Annotated in this window: 17 protein-coding genes; 10 read left to right on the top strand and 7 right to left on the bottom strand. The window is 63.2% G+C overall.

The features are described 5' to 3' along the window. Positions 1-58 precede the first annotated feature (58 nt). The 5 genes from E4L98_RS12355 to E4L98_RS12335 are packed head-to-tail and all read left to right on the top strand — an operon-like array spanning position 59 to position 5796. Positions 59-2386, top strand: coding sequence for a glycoside hydrolase family 65 protein (locus tag E4L98_RS12355; protein ID WP_135201856.1), 2328 nt, complete (start codon positions 59-61; stop codon positions 2384-2386). Then, a complete protein-coding gene (gene pgmB, locus E4L98_RS12350; RefSeq protein WP_135201855.1) occupies positions 2383-3024 on the top strand; it encodes a beta-phosphoglucomutase in 642 nt (213 codons plus the stop codon). Before E4L98_RS12355 ends, pgmB begins: the two co-directional genes overlap by 4 nt. 25 nt (positions 3025-3049) lie before the next feature. Continuing rightward, positions 3050-4318, top strand: coding sequence for an MFS transporter (locus E4L98_RS12345; protein ID WP_135201854.1), 1269 nt, complete (start codon positions 3050-3052; stop codon positions 4316-4318). 10 nt (positions 4319-4328) lie between these two features. Continuing rightward, positions 4329-5339 carry a substrate-binding domain-containing protein gene (locus E4L98_RS12340; RefSeq protein ID WP_135201853.1) on the top strand — a complete coding sequence of 337 codons (1011 nt, stop codon included), beginning with the start codon at positions 4329-4331 and terminating at the stop codon, positions 5337-5339. A 40-nt stretch (positions 5340-5379) separates the two neighbouring features. Then, positions 5380-5796: a hypothetical protein gene (locus E4L98_RS12335; protein WP_135201852.1), complete on the top strand. Its 417-nt coding sequence runs from the start codon at positions 5380-5382 to the stop codon at positions 5794-5796. 18 nt (positions 5797-5814) lie between these two features. Here the strand turns inward: E4L98_RS12335 and E4L98_RS12330 are convergent, their stop codons facing one another. The 6 genes from E4L98_RS12330 to E4L98_RS12305 all read right to left on the bottom strand — a co-directional run bounded on the left by E4L98_RS12330 (position 5815) and on the right by E4L98_RS12305 (position 14982). After that, positions 5815-6039 (bottom strand): hypothetical protein, encoded by a 225-nt coding sequence (locus E4L98_RS12330; protein WP_229257375.1) that lies wholly within the window; start codon positions 6037-6039, stop codon positions 5815-5817. Between the two features lie 162 nt (positions 6040-6201). Continuing rightward, positions 6202-6615: a putative toxin-antitoxin system toxin component, PIN family gene (locus E4L98_RS12325; protein WP_135201851.1), complete on the bottom strand. Its 414-nt coding sequence runs from the start codon at positions 6613-6615 to the stop codon at positions 6202-6204. Next, positions 6599-6838, bottom strand: a complete 240-nt coding sequence (locus E4L98_RS12320) for a hypothetical protein (protein ID WP_135201850.1) — start codon at positions 6836-6838, stop codon at positions 6599-6601. The genes E4L98_RS12325 and E4L98_RS12320 overlap by 17 nt, the downstream gene beginning before the upstream one ends. Positions 6839-7020: 182 nt before the next feature. Further along, positions 7021-10308 carry a fused isobutyryl-CoA mutase/GTPase IcmF gene (gene icmF / locus E4L98_RS12315; protein WP_135201849.1) on the bottom strand — a complete coding sequence of 1096 codons (3288 nt, stop codon included), beginning with the start codon at positions 10306-10308 and terminating at the stop codon, positions 7021-7023. A gap of 39 nt (positions 10309-10347) precedes the next feature. Continuing rightward, complete coding sequence (locus E4L98_RS12310) at positions 10348-13878, bottom strand: indolepyruvate ferredoxin oxidoreductase family protein (protein ID WP_135201848.1); 3531 nt, start codon at positions 13876-13878, stop codon at positions 10348-10350. Positions 13879-14049: 171 nt separating this feature from the next. Beyond that, a complete protein-coding gene (locus tag E4L98_RS12305) occupies positions 14050-14982 on the bottom strand; it encodes a LysR substrate-binding domain-containing protein (protein ID WP_135201847.1) in 933 nt (310 codons plus the stop codon). Positions 14983-15068: 86 nt separating this feature from the next. Here E4L98_RS12305 and E4L98_RS12300 point away from each other — a divergent pair, with 86 nt between their 5' ends. Then, a complete protein-coding gene (locus E4L98_RS12300) occupies positions 15069-16289 on the top strand; it encodes an HD-GYP domain-containing protein (protein ID WP_135201846.1) in 1221 nt (406 codons plus the stop codon). On the opposite strand, the gene E4L98_RS12295 is transcribed toward E4L98_RS12300, so the two are convergent. After that, a complete protein-coding gene (locus E4L98_RS12295) occupies positions 16286-17329 on the bottom strand; it encodes a GGDEF domain-containing protein (protein ID WP_135201845.1) in 1044 nt (347 codons plus the stop codon). The genes E4L98_RS12300 and E4L98_RS12295 overlap by 4 nt on opposite strands. Positions 17330-17664: 335 nt before the next feature. Between E4L98_RS12295 and E4L98_RS12290 the strand changes: the two genes are divergently transcribed. The 4 genes from E4L98_RS12290 to cpaB form a co-directional block, all read left to right on the top strand. Further along, positions 17665-17847, top strand: coding sequence for a Flp family type IVb pilin (locus E4L98_RS12290; RefSeq protein ID WP_135201844.1), 183 nt, complete (start codon positions 17665-17667; stop codon positions 17845-17847). Beyond that, complete coding sequence (locus tag E4L98_RS12285) at positions 17848-18429, top strand: A24 family peptidase (RefSeq protein ID WP_229257374.1); 582 nt, start codon at positions 17848-17850, stop codon at positions 18427-18429. An 86-nt stretch (positions 18430-18515) separates the two neighbouring features. Next, positions 18516-19886 (top strand): DUF8689 domain-containing protein, encoded by a 1371-nt coding sequence (locus E4L98_RS12280; protein WP_135201843.1) that lies wholly within the window; start codon positions 18516-18518, stop codon positions 19884-19886. Next, on the top strand, positions 19883-20614 hold a 732-nt coding region (gene cpaB, locus E4L98_RS12275), incomplete at its 3' end, for a Flp pilus assembly protein CpaB (protein WP_135201842.1). The genes E4L98_RS12280 and cpaB, both read left to right, overlap by 4 nt.

Below are 20614 nucleotides of genomic sequence, written 5' to 3'. Positions count from 1 at the left end.
GAGAACCGGTGTATTTTGAAATTCAAACCGCTTTGAATCGCTATCTGAGGAATTCGCTGTGCAACAACACACCTATCCGCTTGACGCCTGGTGCATCCGGGAGACCGCTTTCGACACCCAGTCCCATTTTCTCGACGAGACCCTGTTCGCGCTGGGGAATGGCTACATCGGCCTGCGCGGCACCGGCGAGGAAGGCTACAGCGGCCCGGCCGGCACGTCGCTGGACGGCACGTATCTGAATGGCTTTTACGAATCGGAGCCGATCACCTATCCGGAGACGGCGTACGGCCTGGCCAAGATCAACCAGTTCATGCTGAACGTGCCGAACGCGAAGGGCGTCGAACTGTGGCTGGAGAACGAGCGCTTCGATCTGCTGACCGGCAGCGTGGATGCGTATGAGCGTGTGCTGGACTTCCGCACCGGCGTGCTGGCGCGCACGCTGGAGTGGACCTCGCCGTCCGGCCGCCGCATCGCGGTCCGCAGCCGGCGCCTGGTCTGCTTCAACAACAAGCATTTGTTCGCGCAGCAGTTCGAGGTGACCGCGCTGAACTTCGACGGCACCATCCGGCTGGTGGCGGCGCTCGATGGCGCGGTGAAGAATATCGAAGCGGGCGACGATCCGCGCGTGGGCTCGGCCGTGTCCGGCCCGACGCTGCATCTGATCGGCGTCGAACAGCAGGACGGTTTCGCGGCGCTGGTGCAGAAGACGCACAACAGCGGCTTCACTTTGGTCAGCGCCACCGAGACGGTGATCACCGCCGAACGCGCGCAGGCGCCGGTGCAGGAACAGGAAGGTCTGCGTCTGACGCAGACCTGGGAACTGCCGCTGAAGTCCGGCCAGTCGGCGCGTCTGGATAAATTCGGCAGCTATCATTCGTCGCGCGACTACGCGGCCGACGAGCTGCTGCCGCACAGCCGCGCCACGCTGGCCGAAGCCAAGGCGGCCGGCTTCGAGGCGCTGTGCGTGGAGCAGGCGCGCTACCTGGCCGACTTCTGGCAGCAGGCCGACGTGCAGATCGCCGGCGACGACGCGCTGCAGCAGGGCATGCATTTCAATCAGTTCCACCTGCTGCAGTCGGTGGGCCGCGACGGCAAGACCAATATCTCGGCCAAGGGCGTGACCGGCGAGGGCTACGAGGGCCACTATTTCTGGGACACGGAAATCTACATCTTCCCGTTCTTCCTGTATTCCAAGCCGGAGATCGCGCGCAAGCTGCTGGAATACCGCTACGCCGGCCTGCCCAAGGCGCGCGAGCGCGCGCGCCAGATGTCGCATGACATCGGCGCACTGTACCCGTGGCGCACCATCGCCGGCGAGGAATGCTCGGCCTACTTCCCGGCCGGCACCGCGCAGTACCATATCAATGCCGACATCGCGTATTCGATCAAGATGTACATGGAAGCCACGGACGACCAGCAATACCTGGTCAAGTACGGCGCCGAGATCGTGATGGAGACGGCGCGCATCTGGGCCGGCATCGGCTCCTACGACCGCGAGGGCCGCTTCTGCATCAACCAGGTGACCGGTCCGGACGAGTACACGGCGCTGGTCAACAACAACTACTACACCAACGCCATGGCGCAGATGCACCTGAACTTCGCGGCGTCGATCGCGGAGCGGTTGCAGGCGGATGCGCCAGAAGAATTCGCGCGCATCGCCGCCGCCATGGCACTGGACGCCAACGAGCCGGCACAATGGCGCCGCGCCGCATCGCTGATGCATCTGCCATACGACCAGGCGCTGCAGATCCATGCGCAGGACGACAGCTTCCTGTCCAAGAAGGTCTGGGACTTCGCCAACACGCCGAAGGAGAATTACCCGCTGCTGCTGAACTACCATCCGATGGTGATCTATCGCCATCAGGTGTGCAAGCAGGCGGACGTGGTGCTGGCGCTGCTGCTGCTCAGCGACCAGTTCACGCTGGAAGACAAGCGCCGCGACTTTGATTACTACGAGGCGGTGACCACGCACGACTCGTCGCTGTCGTCCTGCATCTTCAGCATCATCGCGGCGGAAGTGGGGTATCAGGACAAGGCCTACGACTACTTCATGGAGACCGCGCGCCTGGATCTGGACGACACCCACGGCAACACGCATTACGGTGTGCACACGGCGGCCATGGCCGGCACCTGGATGGGCGTGGCCTACGGCTTCGCCGGCATGCGCGTGCTGGGCGGCGAACTGCACTTCGCGCCGCAGTTGCCCAGGCAGTGGCAGCACTACACCTTCAAGATCCACTTCCGCGGCGCGCTGCTGCAGGTGCACATCGAAGCGGGGCGGGTGGAATACAGCCTGCTGCAAGGCGAGGTGCTGGACTTTACCCATGGCGGCGAACAGCTGACGCTGACCGCCTCGCAACCCAAGCAATCGAGGAGCTACGCATGAGCCGCTTCAAGGCAGTCATATTCGATCTGGATGGCGTGATCACCGATACCGCCCATTACCACTATCTGGCGTGGAAGCAGCTGGCGGAATCGCAGGGCGTGCACTTCGATCAGGCGTTCAACGAGAACCTGAAGGGCATAGACCGCATGGGTTCCCTGGACCTGATTCTGGCCTCGTCGCCGCGCCGGTACACGCAGGAAGAGAAGCTGGCGCTGGCCGATGAAAAAAACCGGCATTATCAGGAGCTGATTTCCACCATGTCCTCGGCCGACCTGCTGCCGGGCGCGGTGGCGGCGCTGGATTCGGTGCGGCGTGCCGGCTTGCGCATCGGCCTGGCCTCGGTCAGCAAGAACGCCTTCACGGTGCTGGAGCATCTGGGCATCACCGACAAATTCGATTACGTGGTGGATGCGGCAAAAATCGCGCGCGGCAAGCCTGACCCGGAAATCTTCCTCAAGGCCGCGAGTGAGCTGGGCGTGGCGCCGGCCGATTGCCTGGGCGTGGAAGATGCCGTGGCCGGCGTGGCGGCGATCAAGGCGGCCGGCATGTTCGCACTGGGGATCGGGCATCCCTTCGTGCTGACCGAGGCGGATGTGGTGATCACCAGCCTGCAGGAATTCAATCTCGCTGCATACTAAAACATAAAGCTCCGGAGACAGCAGCATGAAGAACAATAAGATTCTATTCGCCCTATTCCTGATCTACTTTGTCTTTGCCATCCTGCTCAACAGCGTGGGGACGGTGATCCTGCAGGTGATCAGCAACTACGGCATCAGCAAATCCGCCGCCAGCGTGCTGGAAGGCTTCAAGGATCTGCCGATCGCGGTGGTGTCGTTCCTGGTGGCGTCGTTCCTGCCGCGCATAGGCTACAAGAAGGCCATGCTGATCGGCCTGGCCATCGTCACCTTTGCCTGCATGGCGATGCCGCTGGCGCCGTCGTTCGCCACCACCAAGTTGCTGTTCTTCTGCGTCGGCGTGTCGTTCGCGCTGGTCAAGGTGTCGGTGTACTCCACCCTGGGCCTGATCGCGGCCGACCGCAAGCAGCACGCCAGCACCATGAACCTGCTGGAGGGCTTCTTCATGCTGGGCGTGCTGAGTGCCTACTGGGTCTTCGGCTACTTCATCGACTCGCACAATCCGCTGTCGCAAAGCTGGCTGCACACCTACTGGGTGCTGGCGGCGCTGTGCGCGCTGACGTTCCTGCTGGTCCTCTCGACGTCGTTCAACGAATCGCTGGCGGCGCCGCCCGAGGGACGCGGCCTGGTCGAGGACTTCGCCGCCATGCTCAAGCTGTTTTTCAAGCCGCTGGTGTGCGTGTTCATCATCACCGCCTTCCTGTATGTGCTGATCGAGCAGAGCATCGGCACCTGGCTGCCGACCTTCAACAACGAAATCCTCAAGCTGCCGGCGGCGATGAGCGTGGAAGTGACCAGCATCTTTGCCGCCTGCCTGGCGGCGGGGCGGTTGTCGGCCGGTGTGCTGATGCGCAAGCTGAACTGGTATCCGGTGATGAACGGCTGCGTGCTGGGCATGGCCGCCATGGTGCTGCTGGCGCTGCCGTTGACGCACGACGTGATCGCCGACCCGCACATCACCTGGGCGACGGCGCCGCTGGCGACCTTCCTGTTCCCGCTGATCGGCCTGTTCATGGCGCCGATCTACCCGGGCATCAACTCGGTGATGCTGAGTTCCCTGCCCAAGCATCAGCACTCGGCCATGACCGGCCTGCTGGTGATTTTCTCGGCGCTGGGCGGCACCACCGGCTCGCTGATCACCGGCTACGTGTTCGGCAACTTCAACGGCCATTTCGCCTTCTATCTGACCCTGGTGCCGATCAGCATCGTGCTGCTGATGTTGTATTTCTTCAAACGGGAAGTCGATCAGAGTGGCGGCGGATTTGACGCCGCCGCTATAATCAGCGGTCAACATTAAGTAATCGTCTATGAATCTGGCGCACCTCGCAAATCAACTTGGCATGTCCAAGACCACGGTTAGCCGGGCGTTAAACGGTTACCCGGAGGTCAATGCCAAGACGCGCGAGCGGGTGCTGAAGGCCGCGCGCGAAGTCGGCTACCAGCCGAATCCGATGGCGCGCTCGCTGGCGCTGGGGCGCACCAATGTGTTCGGCATCATCTATCCGCTGCTGGCGGCTGACCTGGGCGACGCCATGTTCCTCGACGTGGTGTCGGGCATGTCGGCCGCGCTGGAGGCGGTGAACAAGAACCTGATCATCGCGCCGGTGTCGCCGGCGGCGGAGCAGCCCTCGTATCAGCAGATCGTGCGCGGGCGGCGTGTCGACGGCCTGGTGGTGGGGCGCACCTTGGTCAACGACGAGCGCATCGCCTTTCTCAGCAAGGCCAAGTTTCCGTTCATCGCGCATGGACGCACCTCGCTGCGCGCGCCGTATGCGTGGTTCGACTACGACAACGAGGCCGGCATCCGGCTGGCGATGGAACGTTTGCTGGGACTGGGCCATCAGCGGATCGCCCTGATCAGCGCACCGCTGGAACTGAACTTCGCCATGCAGCGCAAGTTCAGCTTTATCGCCTCGATGATGTCGGCCGGGCTGAGCCCTGACTCGCGCTACCTGATCGACAACACGCTGGACCGCCGCAGCGGCTATCAGGCGATGCAGCAGCTGCTGGCCTGCTCGCCGCGGCCGACCGCGGTGATCATCGACAATCATTTATCGGGCGTCGGCGCGGTGCGCGCGTTGCTGGATGCCGGCATCGACATCGGCAAAGAAATCTCCGTCATCGTCTGGGGCTGCATGTCGGACACACTGGCGGGCGCCAACGTCACCACCATCGACCAGCCGGACGCCCATAAGGCCGGCGCGCGCATGGTGGAAATGCTGCTGGCGCTGGTGGACGGTACGCCAGCCGGCGAACTGCACGAACTGTGGCAGCCGGTGTTGCAGCCAGGCGCCACAGTTGGCCCTTGCCCGGTCTGATAGGGTAAAGTAAGCGTTTCGACATCCTTGCGCTTGCTGCATGAAATCTAAACTGGCTTACGCCACCATGTTCCTGTTGCTCGGCGGCTGCGCCAGCGTGCAGACACCACCGACGCCGTCGGTGCGCACCGTGCAGGTGCTGGAGAATACCGGTACCGAGTTCCCCACCATGTGCATGCTGCTGCAATCGGACGGCAGCCTGCTGTTCAAAGGCGGCTTCGATTTCTACAATCCGGGCGCCTGGCGTCGCGACGGCGACATCCTGACCGTCTCGCTGGGCGGCAAAGCGCCGTTCGCGGCGGAACTGTACAAGGAACAGCTGAGCAAGCACGCCGGCAGCCTGAGCGGCTACAACGAAAAGCGGCGCGAGCTCAGCTACCACTTCGCGCCATCCACGGAATCAGTCGGTTTCGACGGCTTCTACTTCTACCGCGCAGCAAGCTGCCACGCGCAGTGAGCTCATCTAGAGGGCTGATTATGCTGAGGACGCGTCTTTGGGGAGGTGATAGGAGATGGTTGCCTTTAACTGCTCTGCATATTTGTAAAGGTCGTCTACTTCCATTGGATCGAATACGTTATAACCAAGGAGCTGAATGAAAGGCATGATCATGGCATTCTTCGTTGCCTCTTCTGTTTGGATTACGTCCTTCGATGATGCAATTCGAGTGGCGAGCGCGCGTAACTGATCGATGAAATCCATAGGGTAATCTCCTTGCTAGTTTCGGATGAATACAATCTTTTTCTTAAAATGAATACAACAGTTTAGTTTTGCAGCAAGAAAAAGAAATGGCAACTAGAAAGCAGCTTGGTCGCCAGAAATGACATACTGCTTGTCAAAAAAGCGACACCATAGATTAGAGGGCTAAGGAAGCCGTTGCAACGCACTTACCGGGTCGATGATATGGATGCCCTGATAGGACTTGAGGATGAGTAAGTCTTTATCCCCAGACACAACGGCGTAAGCGCCTGCTTGTAGTGCGCAAGCCACAACAATGTCATCTGTCGGATCCCTGGAAATTTTCGGAATGATTACTGGGGGCTGGATCATTACTGCGAGGCGGAGATATTCCTTTATGATTTTGCGGGGTGTGATGGAAGTCAGCTTAAGCCTTGCCGTAAATTTCGGGCGGTTAAGGACGCATAATAGTTCTAGAAGGATGTCGTGGCAGGTGCAGAGAGTGAAACGTTGATCTCGAGCGGCTTCCAGCAACAGATGCGGAGCACCATGCCATAGCGCCCCCGACACCAATGTATTGGTGTCAAGAACGAGTCGCATGCTGTTCTCTCCGAACAGCACGAATTTCTTCTTGCACTTCTTCCGCGGTCATGGGCTTGTCCCCGGTTGCCGCCAACTCGTCGGCAATACTCAGCAAGTGATTGCATGCTTGCTTACGTATTTCGTTGCGCAAAATTTCCGAGATCGTATCGGGCTTTAGTAAGCCCATCTCTTTGGCATCGCGAGCAAGGTCTTCTGGTAGCGATATTTGTAACGTAATCACAATCTGCTCCTGGAATATACAACCAGTTTAGCTCTGTATTCGATAGGTCGGAATGAAAGAAATTGATGAGCGCTAAAAACACCTACGATCGGGGTCAGAGCCGACATTCGGACACAAGCCCAGCCGTAGTGGCTGCTACGGCCGGGCTTGTGTCCGAATGTCGGCTCTGCCCCCGACTTGGTTTACATGTTGCGGCGGTATTGGCCGCCGACTTCGAACAGCGCGGTGGTGATCTGGCCCAGTGAGCAGACGCGCACGGCGTCCATCAGCTTTTCGAAGACGTTGGCGTTGTCGATCGCGGCTTGCTGCAGGGCTGCGAGGGCTTGCGGCGCATCGGCCGCGTGGCGCTGGTGGAACTGCTCCAGGCGCTGGAGCTGCGATTGTTTCTCGTCGTCGGTGGAGCGCGCCAGCTCGATCTGCGCCGGCGCTTCCGAGCCTTTCGGATTGCGGAAGGTGTTGACGCCAATGATAGGCAGGGTGCCATCGTGCTTCTGGTGCTCGTACAGCATCGACTCTTCCTGGATCTTGCCGCGCTGGTAGCCGGTTTCCATCGCGCCCAGCACGCCGCCACGTTCGGCGATGCGTTCGAATTCCTGTAGCACGGCTTCTTCCACCAGGTCGGTCAGTTCGTCCATGATGAAGGAACCCTGATTCGGGTTCTCGTTCTTCGCCAGGCCCCATTCGCGGTTGATGATCAGCTGGATCGCCAGCGCGCGGCGTACCGATTCGTCGGTCGGGGTGGTGATGGCTTCGTCGTAGGCGTTGGTGTGCAGCGAGTTGCAGTTGTCGTAGATGGCGATCAGCGCCTGCAGCGTGGTGCGGATGTCGTTGAAGTCGATCTCCTGCGCGTGCAGCGAGCGGCCCGAGGTCTGCACGTGGTACTTGAGCTTTTGCGAGCGGTCGTTGGCGCCGTATTTGTCGCGCATGGCGACGGCCCAGATGCGGCGGGCCACGCGTCCCAGTACGGTGTATTCCGGGTCCATGCCGTTCGAGAAGAAGAACGACAGGTTGGGCGCGAAGTCGTCGATGTGCATGCCGCGCGCCAGGTAGGCTTCGACGAAGGTGAAGCCGTTGGACAGGGTGAACGCCAGCTGCGAGATCGGGTTCGCGCCCGCTTCGGCAATGTGGTAGCCGGAGATCGATACGGAGTAGAAGTTGCGCACCTGGTGGTGGACGAAGTATTCCTGGATGTCGCCCATCACTTTCAGCGAGAATTCGGTGGAGAAGATGCAGGTGTTCTGGCCCTGGTCTTCCTTGAGGATGTCGGCCTGCACGGTGCCGCGCACGTTCTGCAGCACCCAGGCCTTGATCTTCGCCGCTTCGTCGGCGGTGGGCTGGCGCTGGTTCTCTTCGGCGAACTTGTCGAGCTGCTGGTCGATGGCGGTGTTCATGAACATCGCCAGGATGGTCGGCGCAGGACCGTTGATGGTCATCGAGACCGAGGTGCTCGGGCTGCACAGGTTGAAGCCGTCGTACAGAACTTTCATGTCGTCCAGCGTGGCGATGGAGACGCCTGAGTTGCCGACCTTGCCGTAGATGTCTGGACGCAGCGCGGGATCGGCGCCGTACAGCGTAACCGAGTCGAACGCGGTCGACAGGCGCTTGGCCTCCATGCCGGTGGAGACCAGCTTGAAGCGGCGGTTGGTGCGGAAGGCGTCGCCTTCGCCGGCGAACATGCGGGTCGGATCCTCGCCTTCGCGCTTGAAGGCAAACACACCGGCGGTGAAGGGGAAGGAGCCCGGCACGTTTTCCAGCATCAGGAAGCGCAGGATTTCGCCATGGTCTTCGTAGCGCGGCAGCGCGACCTTGCGGATTTTGGTGCCGGACAAGGTGTGCTGCACCAGTCGCGTGCGGATTTCCTTGTCGCGGATTTTGACCACGTAGTCGTCGCCGGCGTAGGCCGCCTGCATGTCGGGCCATTGCGCCAGCAGCTTTTTGGCGCCGGCGTCCATCTCGGCGTCGCGTTCGGAGATCAGGTCGTCGAAGTCGGCGCTCTTGTGGGCGATGGCCAGCATGCGTTTGGCTTCGCTCAGTTGCTGCCGCTCGCGCGCCAGCGTGACCTGTTTGCGGGTGTGCCGATGGTAGCCGCGCACGGTGTCGGCGATCTCCGCCAGGTAGCGGTTGCGCGCCGGCGGCACGATGACGTTCTTGCCGCTCGAATGACGCACCTCGGCCGGCAGCAGTTTGCCCGGCTGCGTGCGCAGGCCGAATTCCGCCAGCTTGGGCAGCAGGCCCTGATACAGCGCGGTCACGCCGTCGTCGTTGAAGCGCGATGCCTGGGTGCCGTACACCGGCATTTCTTCCGGACGCTTGCGCCACTGTTCGCGGTTGCGCTGGTACTGTTTGGCGACGTCGCGCAGCGCATCCAGCGCGCCCTTGCGGTCGAACTTGTTGATGGCGATGAAGTCGGCGAAATCGAGCATGTCGATTTTTTCCAGCTGCGAGGCGGCGCCGAATTCCGGCGTCATCACGTACATCGACACGTCCACGTGCGGCACGATGGCGGCGTCGCCCTGGCCGATGCCGGAGGTCTCGACGATCACCAGGTCGAAGCCGGCCACCTTGCAGGCCGCGATCACGTCCGGCAGCGCCGAAGAAATCTCCGAGCCGGCCTCGCGCGTGGCCAGCGAGCGCATGAACACGCGCGCCTTGCCGGCCCACGGGTTGATGGCGTTCATGCGGATACGGTCGCCCAGCAGCGCACCGCCCGATTTGCGGCGCGACGGGTCGATCGAGATGATGGCGATGTTCAGCGCGTCGTTCTGGTCGAGGCGGATGCGGCGTATCAGTTCATCGGTGAGCGAGGATTTGCCGGCGCCGCCGGTGCCGGTGATGCCCAGCGTGGGCACCGGCAGATCTTCGGCGGCGGCCAGCAGTTCGGCGCGCAGCGCGGGCGCGGCCTTGTCGTTTTCCAGCGCGGTGATCAGTTGCGCCAGCGGACGGTGACGCCCGGCGATGTCGCCCTCGCGCAGCGGCGCCAGCGCGGTCGGCGAATATTGCGACAGGTCGATGTCGCACTGCTGCACCATCCACTGGATCATGCCGGCCAGGCCCATGCGCTGGCCGTCTTCCGGGCTGAAGATGCGGGTCACGCCGTAGGCATGCAGTTCTTCGATTTCGTGCGGGACGATCACGCCGCCGCCGCCGCCGAACACCTTGATGTGGGCGCCGCCGCGCTGGCGCAGCAGGTCGATCATGTATTTGAAGTATTCGACGTGGCCGCCCTGGTAGCTGGAGATGGCGATGCCCTGCACGTCTTCCGCCAGCGCGGCGGTGACCACTTCGTCCACCGAGCGGTTGTGGCCGAGGTGGACGACTTCCACGCCGTTCGATTGCAGGATGCGGCGCATGATGTTGATCGAGGCGTCATGGCCGTCGAACAGCGAGGCCGCGGTGACGAAGCGGACCTTGTTGTGCACGCGCGGCAGGTCGGAGATCGCGGCGACTTTCGGGGTAGAGAGATCGTTCATTGCTGTCCCTAATAATTTTTATGTTAACGTAACTATGCATCAGGCGGCGCGTTGCTGGTTGAACTGCTCCAGCAGGCGCTCTTTTTCGGTGCGGAAGGTGGCGACGGCGGCTTCCTTCACGTGGCCGAAGCCGCGCACTTTTTCCGGCAGCGCGGCCAGGTCCACCGCCACCGCATGGTTGTCGCGGGTCAGGCCGGCCAGCAGGCCGTTTACCATCTCGCGGTACTCGGCGATCAGCGCGCGTTCCATCTTGCGCTCTTCGGTGTAGCCGAAGATGTCGAAGGCGCCGCCGCGCAGGCCTTTCAGTTTGGCCAGCAGCTTGAATGCACTCCACATCCATGAGCCGAATTCCGCTTTTACCAGATGACCCTTGGCGTCCTTTTTGGCGAACAGCGGCGGCGCCAGGTTGAACTTCAGCGTGAAGTCGCCTTCGAACTGCTGCTTGACCTGCTCGACGAAGCGGCCATCGGTGTACAGGCGCGCCACTTCGTATTCATCCTTGTAGGCCATCAGCTTGAAGTAGTATTTGGCCACGGCCATGGACAGCTTGTTACCCAGGCCGAGCGCGGCCTCCGTGTCGCGCACCTGCGTCACCAGCTGCGCGTACTGCGACGCGTAGGCGGCGTTTTGATAGCCGGTCAGGAATTCGATGCGCTTGCCGACCACGGTGTCCAGGCTTTGCGGCATCTGCATCACGATGGCCTGTGTCGGCACGGCGGTGCGTTCCACGCGCTTCAGATCGACAGCGGCGCGGCGGCCCCACAGGAAGCTTTTCTTGTTCGATTCCACCGCCACGCCATTCAGCTCGATCGCGCGCAGCAGCGATTCCTGCTTGAGCGGGATACGGCCGCGCTGCCAGGCATAGCCCAGCATGAACAGGTTGGCGGCGATCGAATCGCCCATCAGCGCGGTGGCCAGCCTGGTGGCGTCGATGAAGTCGGCGGCGCCGGCGCCCACCGATTCTTCGATCAGCGCGCGCACGTCTTCGGCCGGATATTCCCAGTCCGGCTGTTGCGCGAAGGTGCCGGGCGGCTGTTCGTGCAGGTTGACGATGGCCAGCGTGCGGCCGGGACGCATCTTGGACACGGCATCGGCCGCGCCGGCGGTCAGCATGTCGCAGCCGAGGATGACGTCGGCCTCGCCGGTGGCAATGCGCTGTGCGCGCAGATGCGATGGCGTGCGCGCGATCTTCACGTGCGAGGTGACCGAGCCGTTTTTCTGCGACATGCCGGTCATGTCCAGCACCGAGGCGCCTTTGCCTTCGATGTGCGCGGCCATGCCCATCAAGGCGCCGACGGTGATCACGCCGGTGCCGCCGATGCCGTTGATCAGGATGTTGTAGGGCTGCTCGCATGCGGGCAGCGAAGGTTCCGGCAGATCGGCCCAGCCGTCATCGGATTTCGAAGCGCCGGTCTTGGTCTTTTTCAGCGCACCGCCTTCCACCGTGACGAAGCTGGGGCAGAAGCCTTTCGCGCACGAGTAGTCCTTGTTGCAGGACGACTGGTCGATGGTGCGCTTGCGGCCGAACTCCGTTTCCTTGGGCAGGATGGACACGCAGTTGGACTGGATGCCGCAATCGCCGCAGCCTTCGCACACGGCTTCGTTGATGACCATGCGTTTATTCGTGTCCCCGGCAAGCGCTCCGTTCGCGCTTGCCTTGCGGCGGCGGCGCTTTTCGGCGGCGCAGGTCTGGTCGTAGATCAGCACCGAGACGCCGGACACCTCGCGCAGCTCGCGCTGCACGGCGTCCATGTCCTTGCGGTCGTGCAGGGTGACGATAGCTGGCAGCGCCGAGCGGTCGGTATAGCGCGACAGGTCTTCCGTCACCAGCGCGATGCGCTTGATGCCTTCTGCCGCCATCTGCTGCGCGATCATCGGTACGGAAGTGATGCCGTCCACCGGCTGGCCGCCGGTCATGGCCACCGCGTCGTTGTACAGGATCTTGTAGGTGATGTTGACCTTGGCCGCCACCGCCGCGCGGATCGCCAGGTAGCCGGAGTGGAAGTAGGTGCCGTCGCCCAGGTTCTGGAACACGTGCGGCACCTTGGAGAACGCGGCCTGGCCGATCCACGGCGCGCCTTCGCCGCCCATGTGGGTGGTCAGCTTGTTGTACTCCGGGTAGATCGAGGTGGCCATCACGTGGCAGCCGATGCCGGCCAGCGCGAACGAGCCGTCCGGCACCTTGGTCGAGGTGTTGTGCGGGCATCCGGAGCAGTAGAAGGCGGGACGGAATGGCGTGTTGATGGCCTTCTTCAGCACCGCGTCCTTCTCGTCGAGGAAAGTCAGGCGGGCCTTGATCTGGTCCTGGATGTGGGCGTCGCCGATGTAGCGCGCCACGCGGCCGGCGATCACGCGCGCCACCTGCGATACCGAGAAATCGGCCTTGGGCGGCAGCAGCCATTCGCCACGCGGTGCCACCCATTCGCCCTTGTCGTCGAATTTGCCGATCACGCGCGGACGCACGTCGTCGCGCCAGTTGTACAGCTGTTCCTTGAGCTGGTATTCGACGAACTGGCGCTTTTCCTCCACCACCAGGATCTCATCCAGGCCCTGGGCGAATTCGCGCACGCTGTCCGGTTCCAGCGGCCAGGGCATGGCGACCTTGAACAGGCGCAGGCCGACCTTGGCGGCCATGTCTTCGTCGATGCCCAGTTCCTCCAGCGCTTCCAGCACGTCCAGATACGATTTGCCGGAGGCGATGATGCCCAGCTTGGCGTCCGGCGCATCGATGGTGGTGTGATTCAGCTTGTTCTCGCGCGCGTAGGCCAGCGCGGCGTAGATTTTGTAGTCCTGCATCAGCGCTTCCTGATTGCGCGCCTGCTGGCCCAGCGGCACCGACGACAAACGCGCATTCAGGCCGCCCGGCGGCATCACGAACTCCTGCGGGATTCTGGTCTCGACGCGGAACGGATCGGCGTCGATCGAGGCGGACGATTCCACCGTGTCGGCCAGCGCCTTGAACGCCACCGCGCAGCCGGAGAAGCGCGACATGGCCCAGCCGTGGATGCCCAGGTCCAGGTATTCCTGCACATTGCAGGGATACAGCACCGGCACCATGCAGGCCGAGAAGATGTGGTCCGACTGGTGCGGCAGGGTGGACGAATAGGCGCCGTGGTCGTCGCCGGCCACCAGCAGCACGCCGCCGTGTTTGGCGGTGCCGGCGTGGTTCATGTGCTTGAAGACGTCGCCGCAGCGGTCCACGCCCGGGCCTTTGCCGTACCACATGGCGAACACGCCGTCGTAATCCGACGGGCCGATCAGGTCCACCTGCTGCGAGCCCCAGACGGCGGTCGCGGCCAGGTCTTCGTTCACGCCCGGCACGAATTGCACGTTGTGCGCCTCCAGGTGCGGCTTGGCTTTCCACAGGTTTTCATCCAGGCCGCCCAGCGGCGAGCCGCGGTAGCCGGAGATGAAGCCGGCCGTGTTCAGGCCGGCCATCTTGTCGCGCACGTGCTGCATCATCGGCAGGCGCACCAGCGCCTGTATGCCGGACAGGAAGATCTTGCCGTTGGTGGAAGTGTACTTGTCGTCGAGGCTCACGGACGTGAGCGTGCTGGCGCCGTCTGGCATGGTGGTTGTCTCCGTTTTTGGTATCAGATCGCGCTCAAGCTGGTTGCTGCCGGGTAGGCGTGCCAGGCTCGAGCCATATGCCACAGGGTCTGCGGCTTGCTACCAGTATGGGCGCTACTTGACGTATACGGAAATACCGAATCCCGATGGGGGTATAAGAAAAACCTATGGCTAGGCGATCGGTGTGGCGCCCGGCCACCGGCCCTGGTCGCACAGGGTGTCGCTGACCTGGCGCACCAGCCGGCTGACCGCCGCCGCCGCGTTGGTCAACGGGATGTTCCGTGAGGAACACAGCACCACCGTGCGCGAGATAGCCGGCTCGCGGATACGCTGGGCGCGCAGCAGCCCGCGAGTAAGTTCGTCCAGGACAGGCGAGGACGGCAAAATCGTGGCGCCCATGTCGGCCAGCAGCGCCGATTTAAGGATGGCGATGGAGTTGATTTCGATGACGTTGTTCAGGCTCAGGCCGGCAGCGCGCGCCACCGCCTCGATGCGCGGGCGCACGCCGTGCTGCAGTCCGGGCAGGATCAGGGTCGTGTCCAATGCCTGTTGCAATGTCAGTGATTGCTCACCTCGGGCGTAGGCCGCATCGGTACGGCAGATGAACTGCAATTCCTCTTCCACCAGCGCGGTGGTGGCGAACTGGCTGAGCTGGCCGTCATCGAGCAGCACGGCCAGGTTGACGCGGCCGGATTTCAGCTGATCGGCCAGGTTGCCGGTCAGCTCCTCGGTCAGTTGCAGCGTGATTTCCGGGTACTGGGCGCGGCAGGCGGTCAGCAGCGGCAGGGCCAGCGCGCCCGAAATGCTGTGCGGCAGGCCCAGGGTAACGCTGCCGCTGGGCCGTTCGGCCGACTGCGCCACCGCCGAGCGCGCATCGGCCACCTGCTTGAGGATGGCTTGTGCGTGTTCGTAGAAAATCTTGCCGGCATCGGTGCTGAGCACGCCTTGCGCCGAGCGGTGCAGCAGCTGCACGCCCAGATCGTCCTCCAGCTGGCGCAGCTGCTGGGTCAGGGCCGGCTGCGCCACGTGCAGCACCAGCGCGGCGCGCGACAGTGAGCCGTGGTCGACGATGGCAACAAAATAGCGGAGTTGGCGCAGTTCCATATGCAGGAAAGGTAAAGATAGTTTCGGTAGGAAATGTTTTTGTTATACTGGTTGCATCCCTTGCTATCTATTTTGATGGGTATCCCATGTTAAAGAAAGTCGATTCTTCCCAGCTCAAGGTAGGCATGTACATCCATGACCTGAGCTGCGACTGGATGACCCATCCATTTATCCGCAACCGCTTCCTGATTGCCAGCGCGGACGAGATCCGCAAGATCATCGGCGCCGGCATCCACGACGTGGTCATTGACAGCAGCAAGGGCCTGGACGTGGAAGACGCGCCCACCCTGGCGGAAGCGCAAGCCGCCACCGAACGCGAGATCGTCGAGATCGCCGCCAAGGCGCCGGTGGTCAGCCGTGTGTCGCTGGGCGAGGAAATGCAGCGCGCGGTGCAGATCCGCCACCAGGCCGCCAGTCTGGTGCGCACGGTGATGCAGGATGCCCGGCTCGGCAAGGCGATCGAGCTGGACCAGGTGCAACCGGTGGTGCAAAACATCACCGAATCGATCCTGCGCAATCCGGGCGCGCTGGTCGGGCTGCTGCGGATCAAGACCAAGGATGATTACACCTTCCTGCACTCGGTCAGCGTGTGCACGCTGCTGGTGGCGTTCTGCCGCTCGCGCGGCATGGCGGCCGACATCACCCATCAGGCCGGGCTGGGCGGCTTATTGCACGACACCGGCAAGGCGCTGGTGCCCGATCACATCCTCAACAAGCCGGGGCCGCTGACCGACGAGGAATTCGCCATCATCAAGAAGCACCCGCAGGATGGCTACAACATCCTGAAACAGTCGCCGGAGATCGGCCCGATTCCGCTCGATATCACGCTGCACCACCACGAACGCCGTGACGGCAGCGGCTATCCGGGCAAACAGGCCGAGGAAGGCATCAGCGAACTGGCGCAGATGGCTGCCATTGTCGACGTGTACGATGCCATCACGGCCGACCGCTGCTATCACAAGGGCATGTCGGCGGCGGCGGCGCTGCGCAAGATTTACGAGTGGAGCAAGTTTCACTTCAATCCGGCGTATGCGCAGGAATTCATGCGCTGCGTCGGCATCTATCCGGTCGGCACCATGGTGCTGCTGGAATCGGGACGGCTGGGCGTGGTGGTGGAGCCGCACGAAACCAACCTGCTGGCGCCCAAGGTCAACGTGTTTTTCCACACGAAGAAAAATGTCTACATCAAGCCGGAAACCGTGGATCTGGCGCGCGGCGTGGGCTTTGGCGGCGGCGACAAGATCGTCAGCCACGAGTCGCCGGCCAAGTGGAATGTCGACCCGATGCGTTTTTTGAGCGTCGCCTAGAAGAATTCGGCGGTATCGTTCGATTCGATGGTCTGCAGCAGGCCGCCGCTGACCAGTTCATCGTAGTGGCAGACCAGGTTGCGGCCATGGCTCTTGGCGTAATACAGCGCCTGGTCGGCATGGCCGAGGATGATCACCGGCGCTTCCATCGCGCTGATGCTGACGAAGCCGACGCTGACCGTCACCTTGCCGACTTGCGGGAAGTCATGCGCGGCCACGTTCATGCGGAAGCGTTCGATGATTTTCTTGGCGTTTTCCAGGGTCGCGGAACGCAGCAGCACGACGAATTCCTCGCCGCCGAAACGGAACACGCGGTCTTGCGCGCGGAACGACGAGGTGAGCAGGTTGGCGATCAGGATCAGCACCTCATCGCCGTACAAATGGCCGAAACGGTCGTTAACGTGCTTGAAATGGTCCACATCGACCACCGCCAGCCATTGTTTTTCCTCGTCGCGGTGCAGCCGGCGCTCCGGTTCGCCCGGCAGCGTCAGCGAATCCTGTTCGGTGCTGGCGGCCAGCATCTTGGCCAGCTGGTCGTCGAAGGTCTTGCGGTTGAGCAGGCCGGTCAGCGAATCGCGTTCGCTGTAGTCCAGCAGGTTCTGGAAATTGCGGTAGACGCTGACCACGCCGCCGATCACGGTCACGGTTTCCTTGGTGTACGGCGTCGGGTTGACGATTTCCAGGCAGGTGTCGGCCTTGTCGCCGAGCCAGATCGGCAGCCACAGCGTGTGCTCGTCGGCTTCGTTGGCGACGTCGGCGCTGGCCTCGTGGCGGGCCAGGCATTGCGCCAGCGCCGGGTAGCGTTCGATCGGCTCGCCAGGGCTGTTCTGGTCGGTCGTGTCGACCATGCGTGCGGCGTCGCCGGCCACGATGATGGCGCGCGGACGCACGAAGATCTTCCCTCTGACGACGGCCAGGGTCAGTACGCGGACCTGACTGGCGTGAGCAAGCTCCTGCACCGCCGAAATCACCGAAATGTCCAGCATGGTGTGATCGCGGTGACCGGTCATGTCCACCATGTGTTTCAGTAGGGAATCCATTTTCTTGCGAAGAGCAGTAAGACCACGCCTTTCCAAAGAACAGCTAAGCAGGATAATAGCTTTTTGCAATCGTGGCAATTCATGTGTGCGAAAAAAAACATATGTTGTAACAGCGCGGTCACAATTTGCGTGTCGGGCGGCGCCTCCGGCTGCACACAGTCACAGTGTGACATAAGCGCGCGCCGCCGTGCGCGCATAAAAATAATTCCGCAAGGAAAACTTGCGCATAGTCAATTCCCACTTGCCGCTAATCCGTATAGTGCTCCCTAATGGTGCCGCACGGCAATATCGTCAGTGCCAGAGGCAGTTTCAATCCATTCACCAAGGAGTACGACATGAACTCACTGATTGCAGCAGCAAAACAGTTTGCGCGTGACGAGGACGGTATCACCGCGATCGAGTATGGCCTGATCGCCGCCACCATGGCCACCGCCGTGCTGGCCGCTTTCGGTCTGCTGGGGCCGGCGTTGAAAACCGCCTTCGAGACCATCGCCAACCAGATCAAAGGGACGCCGTAAATGCAGGCTTTCCAGCCGCTGTCCGGGCTGGAAAGCCTTCAGGAGACCATCATGCTGAATGCCATCGAAGTGATACTGATCTGCCTGGTCGCGCAGGCGGCGCTGACCGATCTGGCCATGCGCAAGATCCCCAATGTGCTGATCCTGAGCGGACTGTTGCTGGCGCTGATCCTGCATCTGCTGAGCGGACCGCCGTGGGCGCCGCTGTCGCACTGGTTAGCCGGCACCATGGCCGGCTTTTTTTTATTCCTGCCGCTGTACCTGCTGCGCGGCATGGCCGCCGGCGACGTCAAGCTGATGGCCATGGTCGGCGCATTCCTCGGACCGTGGGCGGCGCTCCAGATCGCGGTGGTGTCGTCCCTGATGGGCGGCGTGATCGCGCTGCTGATGCTGCTGGTCACGGGCCGCTGGCGCCAGATCTGGCGCAATCTGGTGCAGATCTGCCAACCGCTGCTGTTGCGGCTGAGCGGCGTGCCGCTGCTGCCGGTGCCGCTGGAACCGGCCGCCAGCGTGGGCGGCATTCCCTACGGCGTCGCCATCGCCTGCGGCACCGTCAGTGTGGTGGTTTTGAACCATTGCTGAGCAGAGCTTGTTGCAGGTCAATATCCAGCCCGCTTGGCTGACTAAACTTGATTCCGCACCGTAACTATTTCCCTGCGGAGACAAAGATGTTTGCCCTTGAAACCTCCCCGATACACGATACCGAAGTGGACAACCTGCTGCCGTCCTCGCCGCGCTCGATCCGCGACAGCGGCCTGCCGCAGCAGTTGCTGGTGGAACTGGTGGCCAAGGTGTTGTACACCAGCGGCAAAAGCCACCTGCCGGTGCTGACCACCCGGCTGCACCTGTCGATCAACGTGCTGCGCGAAGTGCTGGATTTCATGGTGGCCGAGCAACTGGCCGAGGTGGCCTGGCGCGGCGCTTCGGAAATCGACGTGCAGTACCAGCTGACCGGCGCCGGCAAGCAGCGCGCCGCGGCCTGGCTGGAGCGCTGCCCGTACGCCGGCCCGGCGCCGGTGACGCTGGAAGCCTATCGCGCCATGGTCGAGCGCCAGGCGGCGCACATGCCGCTGCCCTGCGCGGAAGAGCTGGCGGCCGAATTCGCCGACGATTTGCTGCCGCCGGCCACGCAGCGGGTGTTGGGCGCCGCCATGTATTCGGGCCGCAGCATGCTGCTGCATGGCCCGTCCGGCAGCGGCAAGTCGACGCTGGCGCGCCGCCTGGGCGGCTTGCTGCAAGGGCTGGTGGCGGTGCCGTACGCGCTGGTGGTGGGGCAGGACGTCGTGCAGGTCTACGATCCGTCGGTGCACCAGCCGCCGTCGCCGCGCCAGGCGCGCACGCTGCCGGCGCCGACCGAGCGCCGCAGCAGCGATGCGCGCTGGGTGCTGTGCCAGCGTCCGGTGGTGGTGCTGGATGCCGACCTCGATGCGGAAATGCTGGATCTGCAGGCCGACGCGGCCAGCGGCTGCTACCGCGCGCCGCCGCAGATGAAGGCCAACAACGGCCTGCTGATCGTCGACGATCTGGGGCGCCAGCGCATGCCGGCGGCCGAGGTGTTGAACCGCTTCGTGCTGGCGCACGAGCTGCAGCGCAGCCGCTTGTCGATCGCCGCGCTGGCGGCGCAGGCGCCCGGCTACCACTTCAGCGTGCCGTGCCGCATGCGGCTGGTGTTCGCCACCAGCCTGGAACCGTCGGCGCTGCTCGACGCGATGGCCTTGCGCCGCCTCGGCTACAAGATCCAGGTCGGCGCCCTGAGCGCGGCCAGCTACCGCACCCTGTTCCGCCAGCAGTGCCTGAGCATGGGCGTGCTGTATGACGAGGCGGCGCTGCGCTATCTGCTCGACGAACTGCACGCCGGCAGCGCGCTGCCGCTGCTGGCCTGCTATCCGCGCGAGATCATCGGCCGCGTGGCCGATTTCGCCGGCTTCATGGGGGAGCCGGCGCGCATCTCGATTGCCGCGCTGGACCAGGCCTGGACCAGCATGTTCGCCTGCGCGCCCGGCGCGAACGAAGACGACCTGTCGCCGCGCATAGCATGAAGAACCGGCGCGCACTGTTGATGATGGCATTGGCCGTCGTGTTCGGACTGGCGGCGGTGGTGCTGGCCTCGCGCTGGCTGCTGAAGCAGACGCCCGGCACCTCGAACAAGATCGTGGTGGCGGCGGTGGACGTCAGCCTGGGCCAGCGTCTGACGCAGGACATGCTGAAGCAGATCGACTGGCCGGCCGATACCCTGCCGCGCGGCGCGCTGCGCGACGGAGGCAAGCTGGTGGGCCGGGTGCTGAAGACCAGTGTGCTGCGCGACGAGCCGCTCAGCGAGGCCAAGCTGGCGCCGGCCGGTACCCTGGGCGGCTTGTCGGCGCTGATCGCGGAAGGCAAGCGGGCCATCACGGTGCGCGTGAACGATGTGGTGGGCGTGGCGGGGTTTGCGCTGCCGGGGAATTTTGTCGACATCATCGTCAACACCCAGTCCACGCGCGAGACGGCCATTTCCAAGATTGTGCTCGAGCGCATCCTGGTGCTGGCGGTGGCGCAGGAGGTCGGCCGCGACGAGACCAAGCCGCGGGTGGTCAACGCGGTCACGCTGGAGGTGACGCCCGAACAGGCGGAGAACCTGGACCTGGCGCGCAGCGTCGGCACCTTGTCGCTGGTGCTGCGCAACCAGGTCGACCCGCGCCCCGGCGTCACCGATGGCGCCACCAAGGGCAGCCTGCTCGGCATCCACGAGTCGGCCGCACCGGCGCCGGCGCCGCCGCCGGTGGCCGAG

This window comes from Duganella callida (assembly GCF_004614165.1).
Classification (GTDB): domain Bacteria; phylum Pseudomonadota; class Gammaproteobacteria; order Burkholderiales; family Burkholderiaceae_D; genus Rugamonas; species Rugamonas callida.
The sequence above is the reverse complement of the archived record's forward strand: the minus strand, read 5'-3'. Positions and strand labels throughout refer to the sequence as shown.